At 61.7% G+C, this 22,259-nt stretch carries 20 protein-coding genes; 5 read left to right on the top strand and 15 right to left on the bottom strand.

Annotated elements, in window-relative coordinates; genetic code table 11:
* Nucleotides 1–21: 21 nt before the first annotated feature.
* Nucleotides 22–807 carry a TSUP family transporter gene (locus C8K44_RS13485; protein ID WP_109576311.1) on the bottom strand — a complete coding sequence of 262 codons (786 nt, stop codon included), beginning with the start codon at nt 805–807 and terminating at the stop codon, nt 22–24.
* 167 nt (nt 808–974) lie between these two features.
* Between C8K44_RS13485 and C8K44_RS13480 the strand changes: the two genes are divergently transcribed.
* Nucleotides 975–1,406, top strand: coding sequence for a TerB family tellurite resistance protein (locus tag C8K44_RS13480; protein WP_109576310.1), 432 nt, complete (start codon nt 975–977; stop codon nt 1,404–1,406).
* Between the two features lie 18 nt (nt 1,407–1,424).
* Here the strand turns inward: C8K44_RS13480 and C8K44_RS13475 are convergent, their stop codons facing one another.
* From C8K44_RS13475 to C8K44_RS13440, 8 genes are all read right to left on the bottom strand, one after another.
* Nucleotides 1,425–3,050: a dipeptide ABC transporter ATP-binding protein gene (locus tag C8K44_RS13475; protein WP_109576309.1), complete on the bottom strand. Its 1,626-nt coding sequence runs from the start codon at nt 3,048–3,050 to the stop codon at nt 1,425–1,427.
* Complete coding sequence (locus tag C8K44_RS13470) at nt 3,047–3,916, bottom strand: ABC transporter permease (protein WP_109576308.1); 870 nt, start codon at nt 3,914–3,916, stop codon at nt 3,047–3,049. The genes C8K44_RS13475 and C8K44_RS13470 overlap by 4 nt, the downstream gene beginning before the upstream one ends.
* Nucleotides 3,913–4,860 (bottom strand): ABC transporter permease, encoded by a 948-nt coding sequence (locus C8K44_RS13465; protein ID WP_109576307.1) that lies wholly within the window; start codon nt 4,858–4,860, stop codon nt 3,913–3,915. The genes C8K44_RS13470 and C8K44_RS13465 overlap by 4 nt, the downstream gene beginning before the upstream one ends.
* Nucleotides 4,861–5,003: 143 nt before the next feature.
* Entirely contained in the window at nt 5,004–6,485 is a 1,482-nt protein-coding gene (locus C8K44_RS13460) for an ABC transporter substrate-binding protein (protein WP_109576306.1), read from the bottom strand.
* Nucleotides 6,486–6,622: 137 nt separating this feature from the next.
* Nucleotides 6,623–7,903 (bottom strand): acetylornithine deacetylase/succinyl-diaminopimelate desuccinylase family protein, encoded by a 1,281-nt coding sequence (locus tag C8K44_RS13455; RefSeq protein WP_109576305.1) that lies wholly within the window; start codon nt 7,901–7,903, stop codon nt 6,623–6,625.
* A gap of 114 nt (nt 7,904–8,017) precedes the next feature.
* The gene (locus C8K44_RS13450) at nt 8,018–8,518 is read right to left on the bottom strand and encodes a RidA family protein (RefSeq protein WP_109576304.1); all 501 of its coding nucleotides are present in this window, start codon (nt 8,516–8,518) and stop codon (nt 8,018–8,020) included.
* Between the two features lie 124 nt (nt 8,519–8,642).
* Complete coding sequence (locus C8K44_RS13445) at nt 8,643–9,101, bottom strand: cytochrome c (RefSeq protein WP_245417474.1); 459 nt, start codon at nt 9,099–9,101, stop codon at nt 8,643–8,645.
* Between the two features lie 5 nt (nt 9,102–9,106).
* Entirely contained in the window at nt 9,107–10,708 is a 1,602-nt protein-coding gene (locus tag C8K44_RS13440) for a flavin monoamine oxidase family protein (protein WP_245417473.1), read from the bottom strand.
* A gap of 307 nt (nt 10,709–11,015) precedes the next feature.
* Between C8K44_RS13440 and C8K44_RS13435 the strand changes: the two genes are divergently transcribed.
* The 4 genes from C8K44_RS13435 (at nt 11,016) to C8K44_RS13420 (ending at nt 16,435) form a co-directional block, all read left to right on the top strand.
* Nucleotides 11,016–11,432 carry a L,D-transpeptidase gene (locus C8K44_RS13435; protein ID WP_109576302.1) on the top strand — a complete coding sequence of 139 codons (417 nt, stop codon included), beginning with the start codon at nt 11,016–11,018 and terminating at the stop codon, nt 11,430–11,432.
* 468 nt (nt 11,433–11,900) lie between these two features.
* Complete coding sequence (locus tag C8K44_RS13430) at nt 11,901–14,750, top strand: molybdopterin oxidoreductase family protein (RefSeq protein WP_109576301.1); 2,850 nt, start codon at nt 11,901–11,903, stop codon at nt 14,748–14,750.
* Nucleotides 14,747–15,514, top strand: a complete 768-nt coding sequence (locus C8K44_RS13425) for a 4Fe-4S dicluster domain-containing protein (protein WP_109576300.1) — start codon at nt 14,747–14,749, stop codon at nt 15,512–15,514. The genes C8K44_RS13430 and C8K44_RS13425 overlap by 4 nt, the downstream gene beginning before the upstream one ends.
* 3 nt (nt 15,515–15,517) lie before the next feature.
* Nucleotides 15,518–16,435: a DmsC/YnfH family molybdoenzyme membrane anchor subunit gene (locus tag C8K44_RS13420; RefSeq protein ID WP_109576299.1), complete on the top strand. Its 918-nt coding sequence runs from the start codon at nt 15,518–15,520 to the stop codon at nt 16,433–16,435.
* 8 nt (nt 16,436–16,443) lie between these two features.
* Here C8K44_RS13420 and C8K44_RS13415 read toward each other — a convergent pair whose 3' ends face one another.
* The 6 genes from C8K44_RS13415 to C8K44_RS13390 form a co-directional block, all read right to left on the bottom strand.
* On the bottom strand, nt 16,444–17,400 hold the full coding sequence (locus tag C8K44_RS13415; protein ID WP_109576442.1) for a lipid A biosynthesis lauroyl acyltransferase: 957 nt from the start codon (nt 17,398–17,400) through the stop codon (nt 16,444–16,446).
* A 55-nt stretch (nt 17,401–17,455) separates the two neighbouring features.
* Nucleotides 17,456–18,484 (bottom strand): zinc-binding dehydrogenase, encoded by a 1,029-nt coding sequence (locus tag C8K44_RS13410; protein ID WP_109576298.1) that lies wholly within the window; start codon nt 18,482–18,484, stop codon nt 17,456–17,458.
* A gap of 142 nt (nt 18,485–18,626) precedes the next feature.
* The gene (locus tag C8K44_RS13405) at nt 18,627–19,898 is read right to left on the bottom strand and encodes a beta-ketoacyl-ACP synthase (protein WP_109576297.1); all 1,272 of its coding nucleotides are present in this window, start codon (nt 19,896–19,898) and stop codon (nt 18,627–18,629) included.
* 18 nt (nt 19,899–19,916) lie between these two features.
* Complete coding sequence (locus tag C8K44_RS13400; protein WP_109576296.1) at nt 19,917–21,104, bottom strand: beta-ketoacyl-ACP synthase; 1,188 nt, start codon at nt 21,102–21,104, stop codon at nt 19,917–19,919.
* A 17-nt stretch (nt 21,105–21,121) separates the two neighbouring features.
* Nucleotides 21,122–21,430, bottom strand: coding sequence for an acyl carrier protein (locus tag C8K44_RS13395; RefSeq protein WP_199227086.1), 309 nt, complete (start codon nt 21,428–21,430; stop codon nt 21,122–21,124).
* A gap of 135 nt (nt 21,431–21,565) precedes the next feature.
* On the bottom strand, nt 21,566–22,111 hold the full coding sequence (locus C8K44_RS13390; RefSeq protein WP_109576441.1) for a histidine phosphatase family protein: 546 nt from the start codon (nt 22,109–22,111) through the stop codon (nt 21,566–21,568).
* Nucleotides 22,112–22,259 lie beyond the last annotated feature (148 nt).

The following is a 22,259-nucleotide window of genomic DNA, read 5'->3' as shown; positions in this document are numbered from 1 at the left end:
CGAATGACGGTCAAAACCGGGTCAGAAACCCATCATCACCCGCAGCGGGTTGGTAGGGTCGATGAGCAGGCGGATGGCAAGTGCGACGCAGGTACAGACCAGGAGTGGCTTGATCAGCCTGGCGCCGTTGCGCATCGCCATGTGGGCACCGAGCCGGGCTCCGAGGAATTGGGCGATGCCCATGATGATGCCGATCTTCCACGACATGGCGCCAACCAGCGCGAAAACGCCAAACGCACCGATGTTGGAGGCAAAGTTCAGCAGCTTGGTGTGCGCGGTGGCCTTGAGCACGCCGTAGCCGGCCAAAGCGACGAAAGCGAGCATGAAGAACGAGCCGGTGCCGGGGCCGAATACGCCGTCGTAAAAGCCAATCAGCGGCACTACCGTCATCCCGAAAAGGAAAGGCGACAGCCGTTCGGTGCGGTTGACGTCGTCCATGTTGGGCTTGAAGGCGAAATAGAGCGCGATAGCGACCAGCAGGAAAGGCAGGAATGTGCGCAGGATTTCAATCGGCAGGACGGTTGCCAGCAATGCACCAAATGCAGAGCCGATGCAGGACATGACGGCGGCAGGCAATTGTTTCCTGACGTCGACATGCCCCTTGGCGGCATAGCTGATGGTGGCCGAGCCCGAGCCAAACAGCGATTGCAGCTTGTTGGTGCCAAGCGCTTCCACCGGCGGAAGACCAGCCAACAGCAATGCGGGAATGGTGATCAGCCCGCCGCCACCGGCAATGGAATCGATGAAGCCAGCGATGAACGCAGCGGCAATGAGGAAGAGAAGGGTCTCTGTGGCAATGTCGAACATTGGTGCCGAGCTTCACGCTGGAGGGGGGTCGCCGCCTTCGACCACAGTGATCTGGCTTGCGCAATAGCGCCGCCGCATCAGCTGCGGCTTAGCCGTTGGGCCAAGTGTTTTTCGCCCAACTTTGTTCTATATCGGAAACAGCAGGTAGTTCGATGGAAGGGATTCGCATGGCGACAGGATTGCTGGCCCAGATTCGCAACATGTTCGAGGGCGACCCCGGCGTGCGCAAGGTCGCCGACGATCCGGTACTGTCGGCGGAGCTTCTGCTGCTGTTCCGCATGATCCTTGCTGATGGCGCAGCGACCGAAAGCGAGATGGCGGTGTTTCGCCGGATCTGCACCGAAGCGTTCGGTATCGCCGACGGTAGCATCGATGCCGTTGTCGACTACCTCAATGAGTTCGGTTACGAGACCAACGGCTCGCAGGCGATTGCGATGTTTCACGGCCTCGATATCGAGCGGCGCAAGCAGCTCGCGCGCCACATGGCCGATATCGCAAAGGCCGACGCGCATCTGGCGGAGAACGAAGTCAAGCTGTTGCGCCGAACGCTCGATCTCCTTGGCATCAGCCCGGTCGATGTGGTGAAGCCGGCGACGTAATCCCGGCTAGCCGGCTATCTACCCTTGCTCCTGCAGCCGCCGGGCAATCGCTCGGTGCAAGTCTGGTGCGGCCGACACCAGTGCTTGCGCGGCTTCCGACGTTGGCTGGTCGAGCACCTGGGCAGTCTTGCCACGTTCGACAATCCTACCTTCATGCATGATCAGCACGTCGTCGGTGATGGCGCGGGCGACCGTCAGGTCATGGGTGATGAACAGATAGGCGACGCCTAGCTTGTGGTTGAGTTCGGCGAACAGGTCGAGGATCTGGGCGCGGATCGACACGTCGAGCGCCGACACCGGCTCGTCGGCAACAATCAGCTTGGGCCGTGTGATGATCGCGCGAGCGATGGAAAGGCGCTGGCGCTGGCCGCCGGAGAATTCGTGCGGATACTTCTCCATGTCGGAGCGGCTGAGGCCGACTTCGTGCAGTGCGCGCGCCACCATGTTGCGGCGCTCCTTGCGGTCGGGACGCCGTTCCAGCAGGTGCAGCGGTTCTGCGACCAGCCGCTCCACCGTATGTCGCGGATCGAACGACCCATAGGGATCCTGAAACACCACCTGCATGTTGCGGCGGGCTGGCTTCAGGTCGGCCTCGCTGCGCCCAGTGATGCTCATGCCGCGGAACTTGATCGCACCCGACGTCGGCGTGTCGAGCGCCAGGATCATGCGTGCGAGGGTGGATTTTCCACATCCGGAGCGCCCGACGAGTGCCACTGATGCGCCAGGCTTCATGGTCAGTGAAACGTTGTCCACCGCACGTACCGGTTCTGACCTGGAAAATAGCGACCTGCGCCGGCCAGGATATTCTCGCGTGATGTTGGACACTTCGAGCAGGTTGTCAGCGCCTGTATTGTCCACATGCGGCTTCACCCGCGCCGGCACGTGGGTGGAGGCAAGAGCGAGCTGGCGCGTGTAGGGATGGTTGGCTTCCGACAGGGTCTGCGCGGTGTCGCCTGTCGCTATGACTGTGCCCTGGCGCAGGATGGTGATCCTGTCTGCCATGTCCGTGACCACGGCCAGATCATGCGAGATGAACAGCAGGCTCATCTTGTTTTCGCTGACCAATTCTTTCAGCAGGTCGAGGATTTGCGCCTGCAATACGACGTCGAGCGCCGTCGTCGGCTCGTCAGCGATCAGAAGCTTGGGTTTCAGCGCGCAGGCAATGGCGATCGCCACGCGCTGGCGCTGGCCTCCTGACAGCTCGTGCGGATAGCGCGACAGCGCGAACTTCTGCTCCGGCAGGCCGACGCGGTCGAGTATCTTTTTCGCGCGCTCCTCCGCCTCGGCGCGGCTGGCCCTCGTATGCCAACGGATGCCCTCGGCAACCTGCTCGCCAATGGTCTTGACCGGATTCAGCGCGGTCATCGGCTCCTGGAAGATCATTCCGATGTCGTCGCCACGCAGCGCGCACATCTGCTGTTCTGATGCGCCCAGGATGTCAGTGCCGTCGAATGTGATGCGGCCCTTGGCCCGCGCGGATGCAGGGGCAAGCTGCATGATGGCAAGTGCGGTCATCGATTTGCCTGAGCCGGATTCGCCGACTAGGCCCAGGACCTCGCCTGGTGCGATCGACAGGTCGATATCCCTCAGGATCGGCAAGCTGCCAATCTTCAACGACAGTTTTTCGATCGCAAGCAGGCTCATATCCGCCGCCTCGCACGCGGATCGAAGATGTCTGAGATGCCGTCGCCAAGCAGATTGAGGCCCAAGACGGTGAGCAGTATCGCGCAACCGGGGAAGAGGGCGAGCCAAGGCGCCACCATCATCAGCGTCTGCGCGTCGAACAGCATGCGCCCCCAGCTCGGCATTGGCGGCTGCGTGCCAAGCCCGACATAAGACAGGGCGGCTTCGGCGAGGATGCCGAGCGCGAACTGGATGGTTCCTTGCACCAGCAGCAGGTTGGCGATGTTGGGAAGGATGTGCTCGATGGTGATGCGCGTCTTGTTCTTGCCGGCGGCACGCGCGGCCAAAATGTATTCGCGCGGCCAGATCGACAGTGCTCCGGCACGAGCGACACGCGCAAAGACCGGGATGTTGAAGATGCCGATGGCTATGATGGCATTGACCGCGCTCGGGCCAAAGACCGCGGTGATCATGATCGCGGAGAGGAGTGCGGGAAAGGCAAAGACAACGTCGTTGAAGCGCATCAGCGCCTCATCGATCCACCCACCGCGCGCCGCGGCCCAACAGCCGAGCGGCACCCCGATGCCCATGCCGATGACAACTGCAACCAAGGCGACGGCGATCGAATTGCGGGCGCCGAGCATGATCATCGACAGCACGTCGCGGCCGAAATGGTCGGTGCCGAACCAATGCGCTGCGGATGGCGGTTGCATCCGGTCTGCAACGATCAGCCTGGTAACGTCAAAGGGCGTCCAGAAGAACGATACCAGCGCCATGCCCGCAACGACCAGGGTGATGAACAGGCCGATGACGAAGGAGCGGTTGGCAAGTGCCCGGCCGACGAGGTCGCCGAAGGTCTCTTCGCGGTGCGGGGCAGCATCGCTCATTGCCGCGTCCTCAGACGTGGATCGACCACCGCGTATGAGAGGTCGACGAGCAGGTTGACCACGACCACGGCTGCCACGAGCAGCATCACCACGCTTTCAACCACGATCAGGTCGCGTTGGGTGATCGCCTGGAAGACCAGCCGGCCGAGGCCGGGCAGGTAGAAGACGTTTTCGATGATGATGGTGCCGGCGAGCAGGAAGGCGAACTGCAGACCCATGATGGTGAGCACCGGGATCATGGCGTTGCGCAGCGCATGCCGCCACAGCACCGCGCGCATCGGCATGCCCTTGGCGCGGGCGGTACGGATATAGTCTTCGCTCAGAACCTCGATCAAGGCGGCACGTGTGACGCGAGCCAGAATGGCAGCCTGCGGCAAGGCAAGGGCCATTGCCGGCAGGATCAGAGCCTTCAACGCCGGCCAGACGCCATTGCCCCAGCCGGGAAAGCCGCCCGCGGGTACCAGTCTGAGCCAGACGGCGAAGACATAGACGAGCAGCAGCGCGAACCAGAAGTTCGGCATTGCCACTCCGACCTGTGCCACGGCCATGGCGGCCGTGTCTGCGGCCTTGCCGCGACGTGCGGCGGCAAACAGCCCAACAGGAATGGCGATCAGCGTGGACAGGGTGAGCGCAATGATGGCGAGCGGAAAGGAAACGACCAGGCGCTCCTTGATCAGGTCGATCACAGGCACGGAGTAGGTGTAGGACTTGCCGAAGTCGAGTGACAGCAAACCGCCGGCCCAGGTGAGATAGCGCACGACCAACGGCTGATTGAGGCCCATCTGGTCGCGCAAGAGCTCGACCTGAGCGTCGCTGGCATTCATGCCCAGCATCAGCCGCGCCGGATCGCCTGGGACAACCTCAAGCATCAAGAACACTACGACGGAAGCGACGCCCAGGGTCACCATTCCGATCAGCAGGCGTTTGAGCAAGTAGGCTGTCATCAATCGCAAACTGCCCGAGAAAATGCCGCTCCGAAAGCTTGCGAGAGTTGCGGAGCAGCGCAGTTCACAGAACTCTTGCACGGCCGCGTGAAGCGCACCTTATTTGCGTAAGGGATCATGCCGAAATCGCGAGTGCCTAAGTCTCAATCAGCCCACTTCACCTTGGTCAGGTCATTGGCCTGGATGGGCGAATTCTCCCACAGACCCTCGACCTTGGCGTCCCAGATGCCAACCTTAGGCAGCTCGAAGAGGAAGCCATTGACGGCGTCGTCGGCAAGAATCGTCTGAGCCTGCTTGTAAAGCTCGGTACGCTTCGTCTCGTCCGAGGTCAGGTTGAGCTCGTCGATAACCTTGTTGAAGGCGGGGTTGTCGTAATTGAAGTAATAGTCCTTGCGAGCGTAGATATCGATGTCGTTGGGCTCGGTGTGCGAGACGATCGACAGGTCGTAGTCCTTGTCGGTGAACACCTGCTTGAGCCAATCGGCCCACTCGACAGGAATGATCTGCAGGTCGACGCCAATCTCGCGCAGCTGCGAGGCGATGATCTCGCCGCCCTGGCGGGCATAGCCGACCGGCGGCAGTTTCAACGTAGCCTTGAAGCCGTCGGGAAGGCCCGCTTCCTTGAGCAGTTCCTTGGCCTTGGCGAGGTCATGCGGATAAGTACCGGTCAAGTCGACATAGGCCGGGTTATGTGGGGCAAAATGCGAGCCGATCGGCGTGCCGAGGCCGCCAGTGGCGCCATCGATGAGCGCCTTGCGGTCGATGGCATGCGCGATTGCCTGACGCACCTTGAGTTTGTCGAAGGGCGGGCGCTTGTTGTTGGTGGCGAGCACCGTTTCGCCTTCGGTCGTGCCGATGACGACCTTGAAGCGCGGGTCGGCCTTGACCTGGGCGAGCGCATCGCCGAGCGCGAAATTGGGCAGCGCCTGCACGTCGCCGGACAGCAAAGCAGGGATCGCTGCGGCCGCATCCGGGATGATGCGGAATTCGGCCTTGTCGAGCGCGATAGGATCGCCCCAGTAACCATCGGCCTTGACCAGCGTGATCGACGAGCCCTTGGCCCAGTTCTGGAACTTGAACGGGCCGGTGCCGATGGGCTTTTCCTTGTTGGTGTCGGCGCTATCGGGCGCCACGATCACCGCGTCGCCCCAGCCGAGATTGTACAGGAACGAGCCGAGCGGGTTCTTCAGCGTCACCTTGACGGTGCTTGGGTCGACGACCTCCACGGTGTCGATCGCCGCAAACAGGCCCTTTTGCGCATTGACCGAGTTTTCGCCGCGAGCGCGGTCGAGCGAGAACTTCACGTCCGAAGCGTCAAAGTCGCTGCCGTCGTGGAATTTCACGCCGGTGTGCAGCTTGAACGTATAGACCTTGCCGTCGTCGGAAATGGTCCAGCTCTCGGCGAGATCAGGTAGCACCTCGCCGCGCGAGCCGATGCGGGTCAGGCCCTCGAAGACATTGGCATAAAGCACTTCGTCGATGGCGGCTGCCGCACCTGCTGTCGGGTCGAGATGAGGCGGTTCAAGTGGCATGCCGAGCACCAGGTCGGTGCGGGCGGCCATTGCGGCGGTGCTGGATGCCAAGGCAAATGCCGCGGCCGTCACGACGGTTTTCCAATGCTTCATTCTCAACTCTCCCCGCTCAACTTCGACGTGCCGGATAGAAGCGCTATTTTCCGGCCGAGTAAATCAAGTTTGTTGCAACTGCAGCGGTGCTGCCGAAATGAATTTCCTAACCGGTCGAGCTAGCGTTGCTTGTCCGTTCAGCCGTTGAACTGGCCGCGCAGCAATATGTCGAGGCCGATTGCCATGACCTTTGCCGATTGCACCATGTCGTCGATGCCAACCCACTCGTCAGGCCGGTGGGCGAGGTCGAGAATACCTGGGCCGTAAGCGATACAATCGTACAAATGGCCTATTCGGGCGACATGTTTCTGGTCGTAGGTTCCGGGCGAGATGACATATTCCGGCTCCTTGCCGAAAATCTCGCGAATGCCCTTGGCGACTGCAGACGCTACCGGCGCATCGCGCTCGGTCATCAACGGCTGCACCTCCATGATGTCGTGAATCTCGTAGTCGAATTTCTTGCGCTCGCGCTTCAGGCGCTCGAGAATGCTGGTCACCTCGCCCTTCACGTCAACGATGTTTTCTTCGAGCAAGAAGCGACGGTCGATGGTCAGCCGGCACGAATCGGGCACGTTGGGCGAGGGCAGACCCGGGCGGAAATCGTCGGTCTGTCCGCCATGGATCGAATTGATGTTCATGGTCGATCGCCGCGCACCCTCAGGCACGACCGGCATCCGCGTCGTCTTGCGGTCGAGTGCGGGAAACAACTCTCGCTCGAAGGCCTCCAGCACCGCGCCCATGTGGCGCACCGCGCAATCGCCGAGGAAGGGCATCGAGCCGTGTGCGATCTCGCCCTTGGTTTCGATCTCGGCCCACCAGACGCCACGATGGCCAAGGCAGATGCGATCCTTGTTGAGTGGTTCGGGGATGATGACGTGGTCGACCTTGGGTTTCGAGAAATAGCCCTTGCCTGCGAGATAGGCGACGCCGCCGAAACCGCCGGATTCTTCGTCGACTGTGCCAGAAATCTCGATGGCACCGGGAAAGTCGGGGTTCACGTCCATGAAGGCTTCGGCGGCAATGATCGAGGCGGCGAGTCCGCCTTTCATGTCGCAAGCGCCACGGCCATAGACACGACCGTCGCGGATGATGCCGGCAAACGGATCGACCGACCAGCCTTCGCCCGCCTCCACGACATCTATGTGTGAGTTGAAATGCACAGTCTGGCCCCGCGACCTGCCATCGAAACGGGCGACGACGTTGATACGCGGATAGCGGTCCGTGTCGCCAGGCGTGCCCTCGGCGCGTATGTATTCAATGCCGAAACCGCGCTTGGCCAGCCGCTCACCGAGGAATTCGGCGCAAGGACGATAGGCATCTCCAGGCGGATTGATGGTCGGAAAGCGGATCAGCTGTGCCGTCAGTTCGGCCAGTTCTTCACGCCGGTCGTCTATGGTCTTGAAAAGCTTGTCATACATGCGGTGGACACGATTCACTTCTGCCCCGGATCGACCGCCAGTCTTGCGCATCCGTCCATCCGTGTCGAGCGCGCAGGCCGTCCGCTTTCGGGCAGCCTGCGAGACCCGATCCGATCAGGGGCGAACGGCGGTGACTTCGATTTCGACCAGCCAGCCCGGAGCGGCAAGGGCGGCAACCTGCATCACCGAACGCGACGGCAGGTTGGGCTGCTCCTTGGTGCCGAAGAACTTGACGTAGCCCTCCATGAAGCCGGCAAAATCCATCTTGCCGCCCTTTTCAGGGTCGCCAACGAGGAAGACCTGCATCTTGATCACGTCACCCATCTTGAGGCCGAGACCGTCGAGTGTCTTTTCGATGGACTTGAACACCGTTTCCGTCTGGGTCTTGGTGTTGCCATAGGCTGCGATGCTGCCTTTTTCAGCCTTCTCGTCGATGACCGAAGGTACTGCGCCGCTGACATAGACAGTCGTCTTGCCAGCCGGCACTTCGACGGCCTGGGCTATCGGGAAGTCGGAATTCGGAATCCTGTGGCGCACGACGTCTTGGGCCATCGCGCTGCAGGTGACGAAAAGGCCGGCCACAAGCGTGGCGGCGCCGATCCGCATCTTTGTCATCTTCTACTCCTTCTTTGCCGCATGGGATTGGTGCGGCCGGCAGCAAGTGCCGGCCGCGACGGTGCTTAGGGCAATCGCTCCAAGCCGTTGGATTCGTGCATCATTGCCATTCGACGAGGATGTGTCAGCGTGCGCCGGCGACGTCTTCCGCCGTCACCGCATCCTTGTAGTCGTTGCCGAAATTGGTCCGGACATAATTCACGACCGCGGCCACCTGGTCGTCGCTCATCATACTGCCGACCGGGGGCATGCCTTTTTGGCCATGCACGATGACGTAGATGGGATAGCCTCCGGATTCCAGGTTCGCGTTCTTGGCGAGTGCCGGGTACTTGCCGGCGCCAACCGCACCTTGTCCCTTGTCCATGTGGCAGGCCTGGCAGACGTTGGTATAAAGTTCCTGGCCTGTCTTTTCAGAAAACTTGTCACCGTCGCTGAAGGTCGCGCCCGCCGAGTCTGCGAGGGCTCCGGCGGCCGAGTATGCAGTGAAGAACGCTGTGGCGGCGATGAGGCCGAGTGAACGCTTGGATTGCTGGGTCATGTCGACATGCCTTGCGATAACGAGGGTTGAGGGATGGACGGACATCTCCGTCATCCCGTCACGACGCGCTGATGCAGCCTGGTGATCGCATCGAGCGACGACAGGATCGCGCCCTCCATCCACGCAGGGATGTAAGAGGCGTGCTCGCCAGCGAGCACGATGCGGCCATCGATCTGGCAGAGATTGTCGTAGTGCTCCTTGCGTGCTTCCTCGGTCCAGTCGCCGGCGCAGCCAAGCGTGAAGGGCGAGCGGTGCCAGGCCATCGAGATGCCGTTCTCGAACTCGTCCTTGTATTGCGGATGGATCATCGTGCCATATTCGACGGCGCGCCTGACGCGCTCTTCCGGTACCATTGAGGTGAACTCGTAGGAGTGCGGACCGTTCCAGGTGTAGGCGCCGAGCAATACGCCCTTGCCGTTGGTGTTGAAACTGGTGCTCGGATACGAAATCTGGGTGATTGGCAGGTCCGTATAGCTGACACCGCCAAAGATCAGTTCGTCCTGCTCCCAGAAACGGCGCTTGAATTGCAGGCCGACCTTTACCGATGAGGCGTATGGCACGGCCTCGATCGCAGCCTGCATCGGGGCGCCGACATTGATCTCAATCTGGCTGAGAATGGTCAGCGGGATGGTGCAGATGCACCAGTCGGCTTTCTCTTCCTTCATTGCGCCGGGATTGGTCACGTCCTCATAGGTGACGGTGACACCCTTGTCGTCCTGATGGATCTTGGAGACCTTGGAATTGTAGGTGATGAGGTCGCCGACTTCCTTGGTGAATGCCTTGCCGATCATGTCGATGCCGCCGACCGGTTGGAACATGGTCGTCTGGAACTCATAGAGCGAGAAATTGGCGAGGCTACCCCACAGGCCTGAACTCAAGATGTCGGCAAGCGCGATAGGCTCGCTCGGAACTGGCGCGCCGCCCAGGCCGCCACCGGGGTCCTGGGCAAAGCCGCGGAATTCAGAGGTCGCGACACTCTTGGTATAGGCATAGTCCTTGTCGAGCGCGCCCCAGGAGCGCAGCGCCTCGACCAACATCTCCTGGTCTTCCTTGGTGACGCCGCCTTCGAGCTTGCCGGTGTGGGCAATCTTGGCCAGCAATTCCGAGACATGGCCCTGGAAGTCGATCTTGATGTCGCGGACACGCTGCGGCTTGCCGCCGAACGCCTTGGACGAATGCAAAAAGGCGTTGTGGTTAAGCTGCTGGAATGGCTCGAGGGTGACACCGAGGCGACGGCAATAGGCCAATAGGCCGTTATGATGGTAGGGAATGCGCCACGGGCCGGGATTGATGTAGAGGCCTTCATCGAATTCGCACTTCTGCGTCGCCCCACCAAGCTCGGTGTAGGTGTCGCCGCCGCGCAGCGTCCAGTTTCGCCCACCTGACCTCTTGTTGTATTCGAGGATCTTTACCTTGTAGCCGACCTGGCGAAGCTCGAGTGCGGCCGTCATGCCAGCCAGGCCCGCACCCAAGATCAGCACGGTTGCGCCCTTTGGGTCACCCTCTAGCTTGACCGGCCCCTTGTAGCCTGACTCAACCGCGAGACCGAGGCTGGTCATCGCCTGATACATCGCCGCTGTACCGGCCGTCAGGCCGATCAACGACAGCAGGTTTCGCCTGCTCATACCGGTAAAATACTGGGATTGTTGCATGATTTTCGATCCTCCGGGCGACGGTCCGCTCACGGCCGCACGTTGTCGCTCTGGAGCACCATGGAACGTAGCTCCAGCTGCACGAGCTAACCTATGCCCGAGAGGGGGCAAGTCAACTGGGCCAGAGCGGAGGACGCGGGGAGGTGGTTTGGGCCACTTTGAAGCCGGCGAAATGCCGTTTCCATCACAGGTGGTGTATGCGCGCGGGTTTAAGCTTACACGTTCAATTTACCAGCCGTGCATCTTTTCATGATCCCATCCTGATTTGGGCGGGCATAGGTTTCCTCATTGGGGAGTGTAGGAAAGAATGCACAAAGCGCTCTTCATCGCCGCGACATTGGCCTTCGCCCGTGTCCCCTCCGCAGCATTCGCCGATGCCCTTGTCGCAAGGATCAACGTCTCGACGCAGACCATGACCGTCGGTCGCGTGCTCCACCAGTGGCCGGTATCGACGGCACGCAGAGGATACGTCACGCCGCGCGGCAGTTGGCGGCCCAAGCGGCTCAGCCGAATGTGGTACTCGAGCAAATACGAAAACTCGCCGATGCCCTATTCGGTCTTCTACTATGGTGGCTACGCGATCCACGGCACCGGCGCAGTCAAGCAGCTCGGCCGCCCGGCATCGCATGGTTGCGTACGGTTGCGGATCGCCAACGCCGCCGCATTCTACGCGCTGGTCAAGGAAGTTGGACCTAGCAAGACGCGAATCGTGGTCACTAAATAGCAGGGCGGTCACTCATCCACTTGCTCGCCGAGTGTGCTTTTGGTCGCGATCGCTTCCTCATTTCCGCTTTTCAAGTGACGCAACGGCAATTCTGTTGCGGATTTGTATCACTTCAGCGGTGAAACGCGGCTCGCAAGCAGCAGGAAGGGTTGTAAATCATACCCGGAGACTAAAGCCGCTGCTAATGTACCCAGGCTTGTTGATGGCAGTTTCATACCGCTGGCTTGAGTGCCGCATATGGCAAACCGCCCAGCTATTTTGTTGCTGATCTGAATTGTTAGACGGGGTGACGGGCATAGGAAAAACCGGGGAGTGGGGATTCCCCGGTTTTTCTACATCTGGTGGCACCTTAGCCGTTCGAACCAAGTTCCTTTCCATGCATAGATAAATTTTGCCGTAGACTGCCAATTCAGGGCATTTCCTTTCAGCCGGTGCCTCGGTAGGACTCGTCCTCAGGGAGTTCGCCGGATGAAGTCAGAACCGCAGGTAGCGCTTTCGGAGCCGGTATCCGACGAGGTCCGCAAGACCACCTGCTACATGTGCGCGTGCCGCTGCGGCATCGATGTCCACATCAAGGACGGCAAGGTCCGCTACATCGAAGGCAACCGCGACCACCCAGTCAATCGCGGCGTCCTGTGCGCCAAGGGCTCGGCCGGCATCATGCAGCATTACGCCCCAGCACGGCTCAAGGCCCCGCTGCTCAGGACCGGGCCGCGCGGTTCGGGCGAATTCAAGGAGATTTCCTGGGACGAGGCGCTGGCGCTCGCCACCGGCTGGCTCGACGGCGTCCGTCAGGCCGATCCGAAGAAGCTTGCCTTTTTCACCGGGCGCGACCAGTCGCAGTCGCTGACCGGCTTCTGGGCGCAGCAGTTCGGCACGCCTAACTATGCGGCGCATGGCGGCTTTTGCTCCGTCAACATGGCGGCCGGTGGCATCATGACGATCGGCGGCGCGTTCTGGGAGTTCGGTGCGCCCGATTGGGACCGGACAAAGCTGTTCGTGATGTTCGGCGTTGCCGAGGATCACGATTCCAACCCGATCAAGATCGGCATCTCGAAGCTCAAGAAGCGCGGCGCTCGCTTCGTGTCGGTCAATCCGGTGCGCACCGGCTATTCGTCCGTCGCCGACAACTGGATCGGCATACGTCCGGGAACCGATGGCCTGCTGATCCTCGCGGTCGTGCACGAACTGCTCAAGGCGCGAAAGATCGATGTGGACTACATCGTGCGCTATTCCAATGCGACCTGGCTGGTTGTCGATGCGCCGGGCTCCGCCGAGCACGGGCTTTTCGCGCGCGATGAAAACGGAAAGCCGCAGGTCTTCGAAACCGTGACCGAACATGTCGTGCCTCTCGGAACGAAAGGCGCGCGCCCAGCACTTTCAGGCCGTGTCGAGTTGCCGGATGGCCGCTTCGCCGTACCGGCATTCCAGTTGCTCGCCGAAAAGTATCTCGACCCCCAATATGCACCTGAGGCAGTTGCCCAGGAGACAGGTGTATCCGCCGACGTGATCCGCGGCCTCGCCGCCGAGATCGCGCGTGTAGCCTTCGAAGAGGCAATCAGGATCGACCAGCCCTGGACCGACATGAACGGCGAGCGCCACGAGGCATTCGTCGGGCGGCCTGTGTCGTTTCACGCCATGCGCGGGCTTTCGGCTCACTCCAACGGGTTCCAGACGGCGCGCGCCCTGCACATGCTGCAAGTGCTAATTGGTGCTGTCGATTGCCCCGGTGCCTTCCGCTTCGAGCCGCCATACCCCAAACCTGTCGAGGCGCATCCGACGCCGCACGGCAAGGCTGAGCACTTTGGATCCAACAAGCCGCTTTCGGGCCCGCATCTCGGTTTTCCCAGAGGACCGGAGGACCTGCTGATCGACGCCCAAGGCCAGCCGATGCGCATCGACAAGGCGTTTTCCTGGGATGCGCCGATTTCGGCCCACGGGCTGATGCACATGGTGATCGCCAACGCGCATGCCGGCGACCCGTATTCGATCGACCTGATGTTCCTCTACATGGCCAACATGGCCTGGAACTCGTCGATGAACACGGCCGGCGTCATCAAGATGCTGGAAGACAAGGACCCGGCTACTGGCGAGTACCGCATCCCCAAGATCATCTATTCCGATGCCTATTCCTCCGAGATGGTGGCATATGCCGACCTCGTGCTGCCGGACACAACTTATCTCGAACGTCACGACTGCATCTCGCTGCTCGACCGGCCGATTTCCGAGCCGGACGCGGTCCAGGATGCCATCCGCTGGCCCGTAGTCGAGCCCGACCGCGACGTGCGCGGCTTCCAGAGCGTGCTGCTGGATCTCGGTGCGAGGCTACGGCTGCCGGGCTTCGCCGACAATCATGGCAAGGCGCTCTACAAAGACTATGCCGACTACATCGTTCGCCACGAACGCAGGCCCGGCATCGGCCCGCTAGCAGGTTTCCGCGGCAGCGATGGCACTCGCACGGGTCGCGGCGCGGCCAACCCAGACCAGCTCAAGCGCTATATCGAAAACGGCTCGTTCTTTTCGGCGCATATTCCGCTCGAAGCGCAGTTCTTCAAGCACGCCAACAAGGCCTACCAGGATTTTGCCGTGCGCATGGGCTTTTTCGACGAGCCTAAGCCGGTGACATTCCAGCTCTATCAGGAATCGCTGCAGAAATTCCGGCTTTCGGCCGAGGGACGGCGCGAGCCGGTGGCGCCTGAGACGCATCGCGAGCGCATCCTCGCCACCTTCGACCCGCTGCCGATGTGGTATCGACCGTTCGAGGAAGCGGCCGTCAGCCGCGAGGAATATCCCTATCACGCCATCACCCAGCGCCCGGCAGCGATGTACCACTCCTGGGGCTCGATGAACGCCTGGCTCAGGCAGATCCATACCAAGAACCCGCTCTATGTGCCGGGGCCGATCTGTGACGAGATCGGGCTTGTCGACGGTGACTGGGTCTGGGTGATTTCGCACCATGGGCGCATCAAAGTCGAGATAGCGCGCATGGAGGCGGTCAATTCCAGCACCATCTGGACCTGGAACGCGATCGGGAAACGCGAAGGCGCCTGGGCGCTCGACGAGGATGCACCCGAAGCCAAAAAAGGCTTTCTGATGAATCACTTGATCCACGAACTTCTACCGCCCAAGGGCGACGGAATGCGCTGGTCGAATTCCGATCCGATCACCGGCCAGGCTGCCTGGTATGACCTGCGCGTGCGTATCGAGAAGGCCGAGCCGGCTGTTGTCAGCGAGCCGCATTTCCCCGCTGTTGCACAGCCTGGCGAAGCGCTGCCCCATGTCGAAGAATTGCGATACGGCCAGGAGTGGGCGAAATGACCAGCCTGCCTTCGCTGCCGACACCGAAGAAGCTCGGGCTTGTGATCGACCTCGACGTTTGCGTCGGTTGTCATGCCTGCGTCATCAGCTGCAAGGAATGGAATACCGGAGGCTATGGTGCCGCGCTGTCCGACCAGCAACCCTATGGCGCTGATGTCTCCGGTACCTTCCTCAACCGGATCCACACCTTCGAGGTCGTGCCTGAAGGCGGTCAGGTAATTGGCGAGGCGGGCGACGCGCGCATCGTGCATTTCCCGAAATCCTGCCTGCATTGCGAGGATGCGCCGTGTGTCACCGTCTGTCCTACGGGCGCTTCCTACAAGCGCGCCGAAGACGGCATCGTGCTGGTCGACGAGAGCAAATGCATCGGCTGCGGGCTGTGCGCCTGGTCCTGCGCTTACGGTGCGCGCGAGATGGACCTTGCCGCCGGCGTGATGAAGAAATGCACGCTGTGCGTCGACCGCATCTACAACGAGACGCTGAAGGAAATCGACCGCGTTCCGTCCTGCGTCCGCACGTGCCCCGCCAATGCCCGGCACTATGGCGACCTCGGCGATCCGACTTCAGATGTCTCGCGCATGGTGGCTGAGCGCGGCGGCTACGATCTCATGCCGGAGCAGGGCACGCGCCCAACTAACAAGTACCTGCCTCCGCGGCCGCGCAAGCCATTAGCTGCGAGTGCCGGCTCGGCGGTGCTCGCTGAAAACACTGACGGTGCCAAGGGCTTCTTTGCCTGGCTCGACGGCATGCTGGACCGAATCTGAAATATGCATCCTGCTCCTTCCATCATTTTGTTCACCACGCTTTCGGGACTCGGCTATGGCCTTGCAGCAGTGCTCGGGCTTGGCCTGCTTGACGCATCGACGTTGTCGGCGAAACTCGCGCATGTCGCTGCGCTTGTGATGATCGCAGGCGGGCTGTTGTCTTCCACGCTGCATCTCGGCAATCCGCAGCGCGCCTGGAGGGCACTGTCGCAATGGCGCTCAAGCTGGCTGTCGCGCGAAGGCGTTATGGCCATGGCGACCTTCGTGCCGTTGACGATATCGGCATGGTTCGCGGTGATCGAGGGGCGTTACCTGCCCGTTGTTGGGCTGGTTGGCGCCGTCATGTGCGGTGCCACCGTTTATTGCACGGCTATGATCTACGCTTCGCTGCGCTCGATCCAGGCCTGGAACACCGGACTTACACCAATTTGCTACCTGCTTTTCTCGGCTGCAGGCGGGCTGCTGCTCTCGACCGTCGTTGCCGTTATCTCTGGAAGTAGCAGCGATTTATGTGCGGTACTTGCGCTTGTTGCGGTCATTGCTGCGTGGGCAGCGAAAAGCGCCTGGTGGAAGCGGCTGCGCACGCTGGTGCCGCTGTCAACGCCTGAGAGTGCAACCGGTCTCGGAAACATCGGCCATGTCAGGCTGTTTGAGCGGCCGCATATGAACGACAACTACCTGACGCGCGAAATGGGTTTCAAGATTGCCCGCAAGCACGCGCTGAAGCTCTCGAAAATGGCAATCCTGCTGGGCGGGGTGGTGCCGGTCGCGCTGATGCTGGTTGTTATTCTCGGCGGCAGCACGACCGCTATGCTGGCCGCCGTGTTGGCGGTCTTGCTCTACGCATGCGGCCTGGTAGTCGAGCGCTGGCTGTTCTTCGCCGAAGCCCGTCATGCGGTGATGAATTACTACGGCGACTGAGGACGATCTCAGGAATCGGCGGCCAGCTTGCCGGCGGCGTTGACCTTGCGGCGCCTGCCATGGGACAGGTTCCAACGCTTGTGGAACCACATCCACTGGCCGGGGTCTTCGCGGATCCAGCGCTCCACCGTGTCGTTGAGCATCTGGGTGGTCGCCTGAACGTCCACGGTACCGTCTTCACGGCGCGGCAGCGTCAGCTTCTCTTCCACCGACAGCCGATAGCGGTTGCCGGGCAGCCTGACGCAGTGGGCCGGGTAGACGTCGCACTCGTAGTGGCGCGCGAGCATGGCAAGCACCGGATTGGTCTCGCATTCGCGGCCGAAAAATGTCGTGCGCAGGCCGCGGTTGAACTTCTGGTCGACGAGCACGCCGACATTGCCGCCCCGGTCGAGAATACCTGCCAGTGCAAAGGACGCGCCACGTTGCGATGCCAACAGGTCGCCCATGTTCGAGCTGCGCGTCGAGAAGATGTATTCGGCGAGGTAGGGGTTGTTCGGCGGGCGAAACAGCGCGGTGATCTTCATGCCGAATGTGGCGGCAGCGATCGGCAGCAGTTCGAAATTGCCAAGGTGTGCGGTGAAGACGATGTGCGGCCTGTCCTCTCCAGCGATCTTGACGAAGTGGTCGATACCGGAAACCTCGATGCGGCCGGGCGTGGTTGCCTGCGGATCGTAATCGAAGATCTGCTCAAGGAAGATGTATTCAGCGCCGAGCCGGCCCATATTGCCCCACATGTCGAGGGCGATGGCTTCGATTTCGGCGTCGGTTTTCTCGGGATAGGCGTTGCGCAAGTTGGTCAGTGCGACCCGGTGACGGCCGAACCAGGGGCCGACGGTGCGCGCGGCGCGATCGGCGAAGTTCAGTCCTTTGTCGACCGGCAGCAGGCGCAGCAGCTTGAGCGCCACCAGTGCAACCTGGGCGACCAGCCAATAGTTGAGCATGCGCAGGCGCCCCATGATCTTCATGACCGTGGGGTTGGGAATCTTGCTGGCCTTCTTGCGGGGCAATTCGGGAAAATCCTCAGTCGATGCGGAGGATGATCTTGCCGAACACGTCGCGACCTTCCATCCGCTTCAGCGCGGTGTCGATGGAGCTGAAGTCGACTTCGGTGTCGATGATCGGCTTGACAAGTCCGGCGGCCATCTTCTGCATGGCGTCGGCCATGTTTTCCATGCGGCAGCCAAAGGAGCCAAGCAGCTTGAGCTGTTGCTGGAACAGCATCATCAGGTTGATTTCGGTCGAAACGCCAGATGTCGAGCCGCAGGTGACGAGGCGGCCACCACGCTTGAGGCTGAACATGGAGCCTGCCCACGTGTCCTTGCCGACATGTTCGAACACCACGTCGACACCCTTCTTTTTCGTCAGCTTGCGCACGACGCCTTCGAAGCGGTCTTCGCGGTAGTTGATGACATGATCGGCGCCAAGCGCCTTGGCCTTTTCGATCTTGTCGTTGGAACCGACAGTCGTAATGACGGTGCAGCCCAACTTCTTGGCGAGCTGGATCGCCGCCGAGCCGATGCCCGAACCGCCGGCATGAATCAGGATCGTCTCGCCCGGCTCAAGCTTGGCGTTGTCGAACAGCATGTGTTCGACGGTGCCGAAGGTAACGGGAGCAACCGCAGCTCCGATGGCGTCGACGCCGGGAGGTGCCGGAACAAGCAGGCGCGCCGGCAGGTTGATCTTTTCCTGGGCGAAGCCGTCGAGATGGAAGCCGTGCACGCCGGAGACGTGCTCGCACAGATTGTCGCGGCCTTCGCGGCAAGGGCGGCACAGGCCGCAGGTGCGGGCGCCGTAGATCGATACGAGCTGACCGGGCGCAAGGCCGGTCACGCCGGGGCCGACTTCGTCGACTTCGCCGGAGGCTTCCGCGCCGACAATGAGCGGCAACTTGCGCTTGGCGAATGCCATGCCGCGCCAGCCCCAGACGTCGATGTGGTTGAGCGCCACGGCCTTGATGCGCAGCGTGACTTCGCCAAGGCCGGGAGGCGGGGGCGGGGCGATGTCCACCTGCTCGAGCCGGCGGTCCTCGACGAGCTGCAATGCGCGCATGATGTCGCTAAGTCCTTGTATCTACGATGATGCGCGTCCCTTTCATCTGCAAGGGACGCGAAAGCACCTCTAATCGGCGCATGGAACCACGACAACCGTTTCCGATTTCGAGGTCATGCACCCAGAACGTTGAAAGGGTCGCTTAGACCGGTTCCCGCGCCATGACAAGGCAGGTGTTCTGGCCGCCGAAGCCGAAAGAATTGGAAAGCACTGTGCGAACCTCTGCCTTGCGCTTCACATTCGGCACCACGTCGAGCTCGATCGAAGGATCGGGATTGTCGTAGTTGATCGTCGGGGGAATGACGCCCTCGCGCATGGTCATCAGCGAGAACGCGGCCTCGATGGCACCTGCCGCAGACAGCGTGTGGCCGATCATCGACTTGTTCGATGACACCGGAATCTTGCGGATGCGCTCGCCGAACACGGTCGAAAGCGACAGATGCTCCATCTTGTCGTTCTCGGGCGTCGAGGTGCCGTGGGCGTTGACGTAGTCGATCTCGTCCTCGGCCAGACCCGCATCGGCCAGCGCTGCCTTCACAGCGGCGATCGCCGGCGAGCCGTCTGGCTTGGAGCGCGTGCGGTGGAAGTCGTCGGCCTTTTCGCCGCAGCCGCGCAGGATGCCGAGAACTTCGGCACCACGGGCAAGCGCGCTTTCCAGGGATTCGAGCACTAGGGCTGCCGAACCTTCCGCAAGCACGAAGCCGTCGCGGTCCTTGGAGAAAGGCTTGGAGGCCTTTTCGGGCACATCGTTGTTGGTCGACAGCGCTGACAGCAGCGAAAACCGGATCAGTGCCTCGGCGGTCGCCGAACCGTCGGCGCCGATCGACAGCGCACGGTCGCATTCGCCGCGACGAATGGCCTCGACGCCGAGCTGGATGGCGGTGGCGCCCGATGCGCAAGCGGTCGAGGTTGTGATTGGCAGGCCGCGCGTGCCGAACCGGTCGGCGAGGCGGTCGGCGATCGAGCCGAACTGCGAGGTGTCGAACATGTCGAGCGAGTTCTGGCTGCGCGCTACTTTCAGCAGGCGTTCGGAGGCCGAGCCTTCGTCGTCGCCGGCATAAAGCGCGAAGCGGTCGCGCCAATCGAGTTCGACTGGCGGGGAGGCGAGGAACAGCGGGCCATCGAAATCGTCGGAGGCAAAACCGGCTTCCTCGACTGCTTCCTGTGCCGCCGTCTCGGCGAGTTCGTAGGTCAGCGCGCTGGCGCCCTTTGTGCTCGACGGCAGGAAATCGACCATACCAGAGATTTTGGTGTTGAGCAGGTCAATGGGGAAGCGGGTGATCGGATGGATGCCTGACTTGCCTGATGTCAGTGCTGCCCAATTATCGGCCTTGCCGACACCAAGCGAGGTGACGACACCGATGCCGGTTACGGCAACGACGGGCCTGCCGAGATGATCCTTAAGATTGGCCATGTTTTGTCCTGACACCCTTCAGCGCGGCGCGGAAACGAGCGCCATGCCTTCGAATTGGTGATAGCCGACCGCCGTTGCCAGAACATTCTCCGGCTTGCCAGCGAAAATCTTCTCGCCTTGTTCGAAGGCCGGGTAGCCGGCGCCACGGTCGACGGCGAGCGCTGCGAGCGCCACGGCGAACGGAAACTGCGCTTCCTTCATGTGCCCGGTCAGCGACGAAAGGGCGCGGGCCGCGATCGCCGGATTGGCGTCGAAGGCGGCCTTTTCAGCTGCGGTTGCGGCATGGGCGCCCGAGGCTCCCGAGACCGCCAGCAACTCGCCATCGGGCAAATCGGTCTTAGCCAGCAATTCGGCGATACCCGCTTCGAGCCCGCCGTTGCGGCGCCTGGCGCGGCTGGAAAGCACCGGGCTGAGCGTGGCATAGATCTTCTGGCCACGGGCTTCGGCATGGTCGCGCGATTCGAGCACGAGGAATGCACCGCCCGATCCGGTGACGACGCCGCCGCCTTCCGAGCCCTGGCGCTGCCACACCGGCTTCCACGGCCCGCGATGCAGGTAGCCGGCCAGTTCGTAGCCGAGCAGCATGTCGGAATGTTCGGTCTGGAACGCGCCGCCAACCAGCACATGCGTCGACTGGCCGGAGCGGATACGCGCGACCGCGGTCTCAATGGCCGAAACGCCTGCACCTTCCTCGCCCATGAAGGTGCGGGAAGAGCCGGTGACCTTGTGGACGATCGAGATGTTGCCGGCGAGCAGGTTGGAAAGCTGCGCCAGAAACAGCGTCGGCCTGAGTTCAGTGGTCAGCTTTTCGTTGAGCAGCACATCGCGGTCGGTGCGGTTTTCAGATGCCGCCAGCACACCGGCGTCGACCGCTTCGTCACGCTCGCCGCCGCCTGCCGCCACGACCATGTCCATGGTCGCGCTGAGTTCGTCATTGCCCTTGATGCCGGCGTCATCGAGCGCCATGCCCGCTGTATAGGTGCCCAGCCGCTGCCAGGTTTCCATCTGGCGCTGGTCGCCGCGCTTGGCGATCTGCAGGCTCCAGTCGATCTGCGGCAGGGGATGGATGGCATAGGGGGGGAAGCGTTCGGCATCGATCACCGGGGTTGTGCCCGGTGCGGTCAGCTTGTCCCAATGGGCAGCGCCGCCTTCTCCAAGGGAGGAGACGAGGCCGATGCCTGTGATGACGACGTCGCGATTGGCCATGGGTGGCTTCAGCGTTCTCAGGCGTTCTTTGCCGCGACGAGCGCGTCGATCTTGGCGCAAAGGTTCTTCATGACGAAGTATTCGTCAGTCGAGGCCTTGCCGTCGTTGACTTCCTGCGTCCACTTCTCGAGCGGCACCTTGATGCCGAATTCCTTGTCGATCGCAAAGACGATGTCCAGGAAATCGAGGCTGTCGATGCCCAGATCGTCGATGGTGTGGCTCTCGGGCGTAATGGTGTCGATGTCGATCTCGCTGGTCTCGGCAATGATCTTGGCGACTTTCTCGAAGGTCGTGGACACGGTTTTTCCTTTGATGAGGGCGATCATGAATCCAGGACAGATTCTACGCACATAGTTTTGAGGGGCTGTCTAATCGGTTTTTCCAGACAGGAAAAGGCCAAATCCTGCGCCTTCGCGGCGAGGGGCGGCACCGCACCTTGGGGAAAGTAGGTGAAGTGCGCCCTAGAAGACGATGCGGCCGAGCACATGCAGCCTTTCTCCTTGCAGGCCAACGATCAGCGCTTCGCCTTCGCGCGCCGTCGCGCCGGTCAGCGCCTGGATGTTCTCGAGGTGGGTCACCAACACGATGTTGTCGGAACCGGAATAGTTGCGAATGATGTCCATGACGGCCGCGACATCGGCCTCGGCGGTGGCTTCCGTAGGCTTGTCCAGTGCCGCCATCGGCTCGACCTTCTGGTCGTCGAAGGCGAGGCGAGCGGTTTCCAGAGTGCGACAGTAGCGGCTTGCCAGGATGCGCTCGACGGGCGCCGCGCGTGCGGCAAACAGCGCGCCGATCTTGCGCGCCTGCTGGCGGCCGCGATCGGACAGATTGAGCTGGGTCGCGCATTTGTCGATGTCGAAGTTGGGTGGCTCGACGGCACCGGTGGTCATGGCATTGCGCAGCAGTACGACATGACCGCCATTGCGCAGCAGCGCCCATCCGGCTTCGGTGGCTTGGGCGGGAAGTGCGCCTAACAACAGCATGATTGCAATGGTAATTCTGAGCATGAATGGTCCCAAACCGGCGATGCGGATATAGGGATGCCAAAGTCGATTGAAAGGCAAGGTGACGGCGAATGATGTTCGCCGGCGTCCGATCCCGTCGGATCCTGGCTTGATCGAGGTTGCACACGGGGCAATGCTTCGGCACGCCGAT

The organism is Aminobacter sp. AP02 (assembly GCF_003148805.1).
In the GTDB taxonomy this organism is placed as follows: domain Bacteria; phylum Pseudomonadota; class Alphaproteobacteria; order Rhizobiales; family Rhizobiaceae; genus Aminobacter.
Note: the sequence above shows the minus strand (reverse complement) of the source record. Positions and strands in the feature narration are given on the sequence as shown.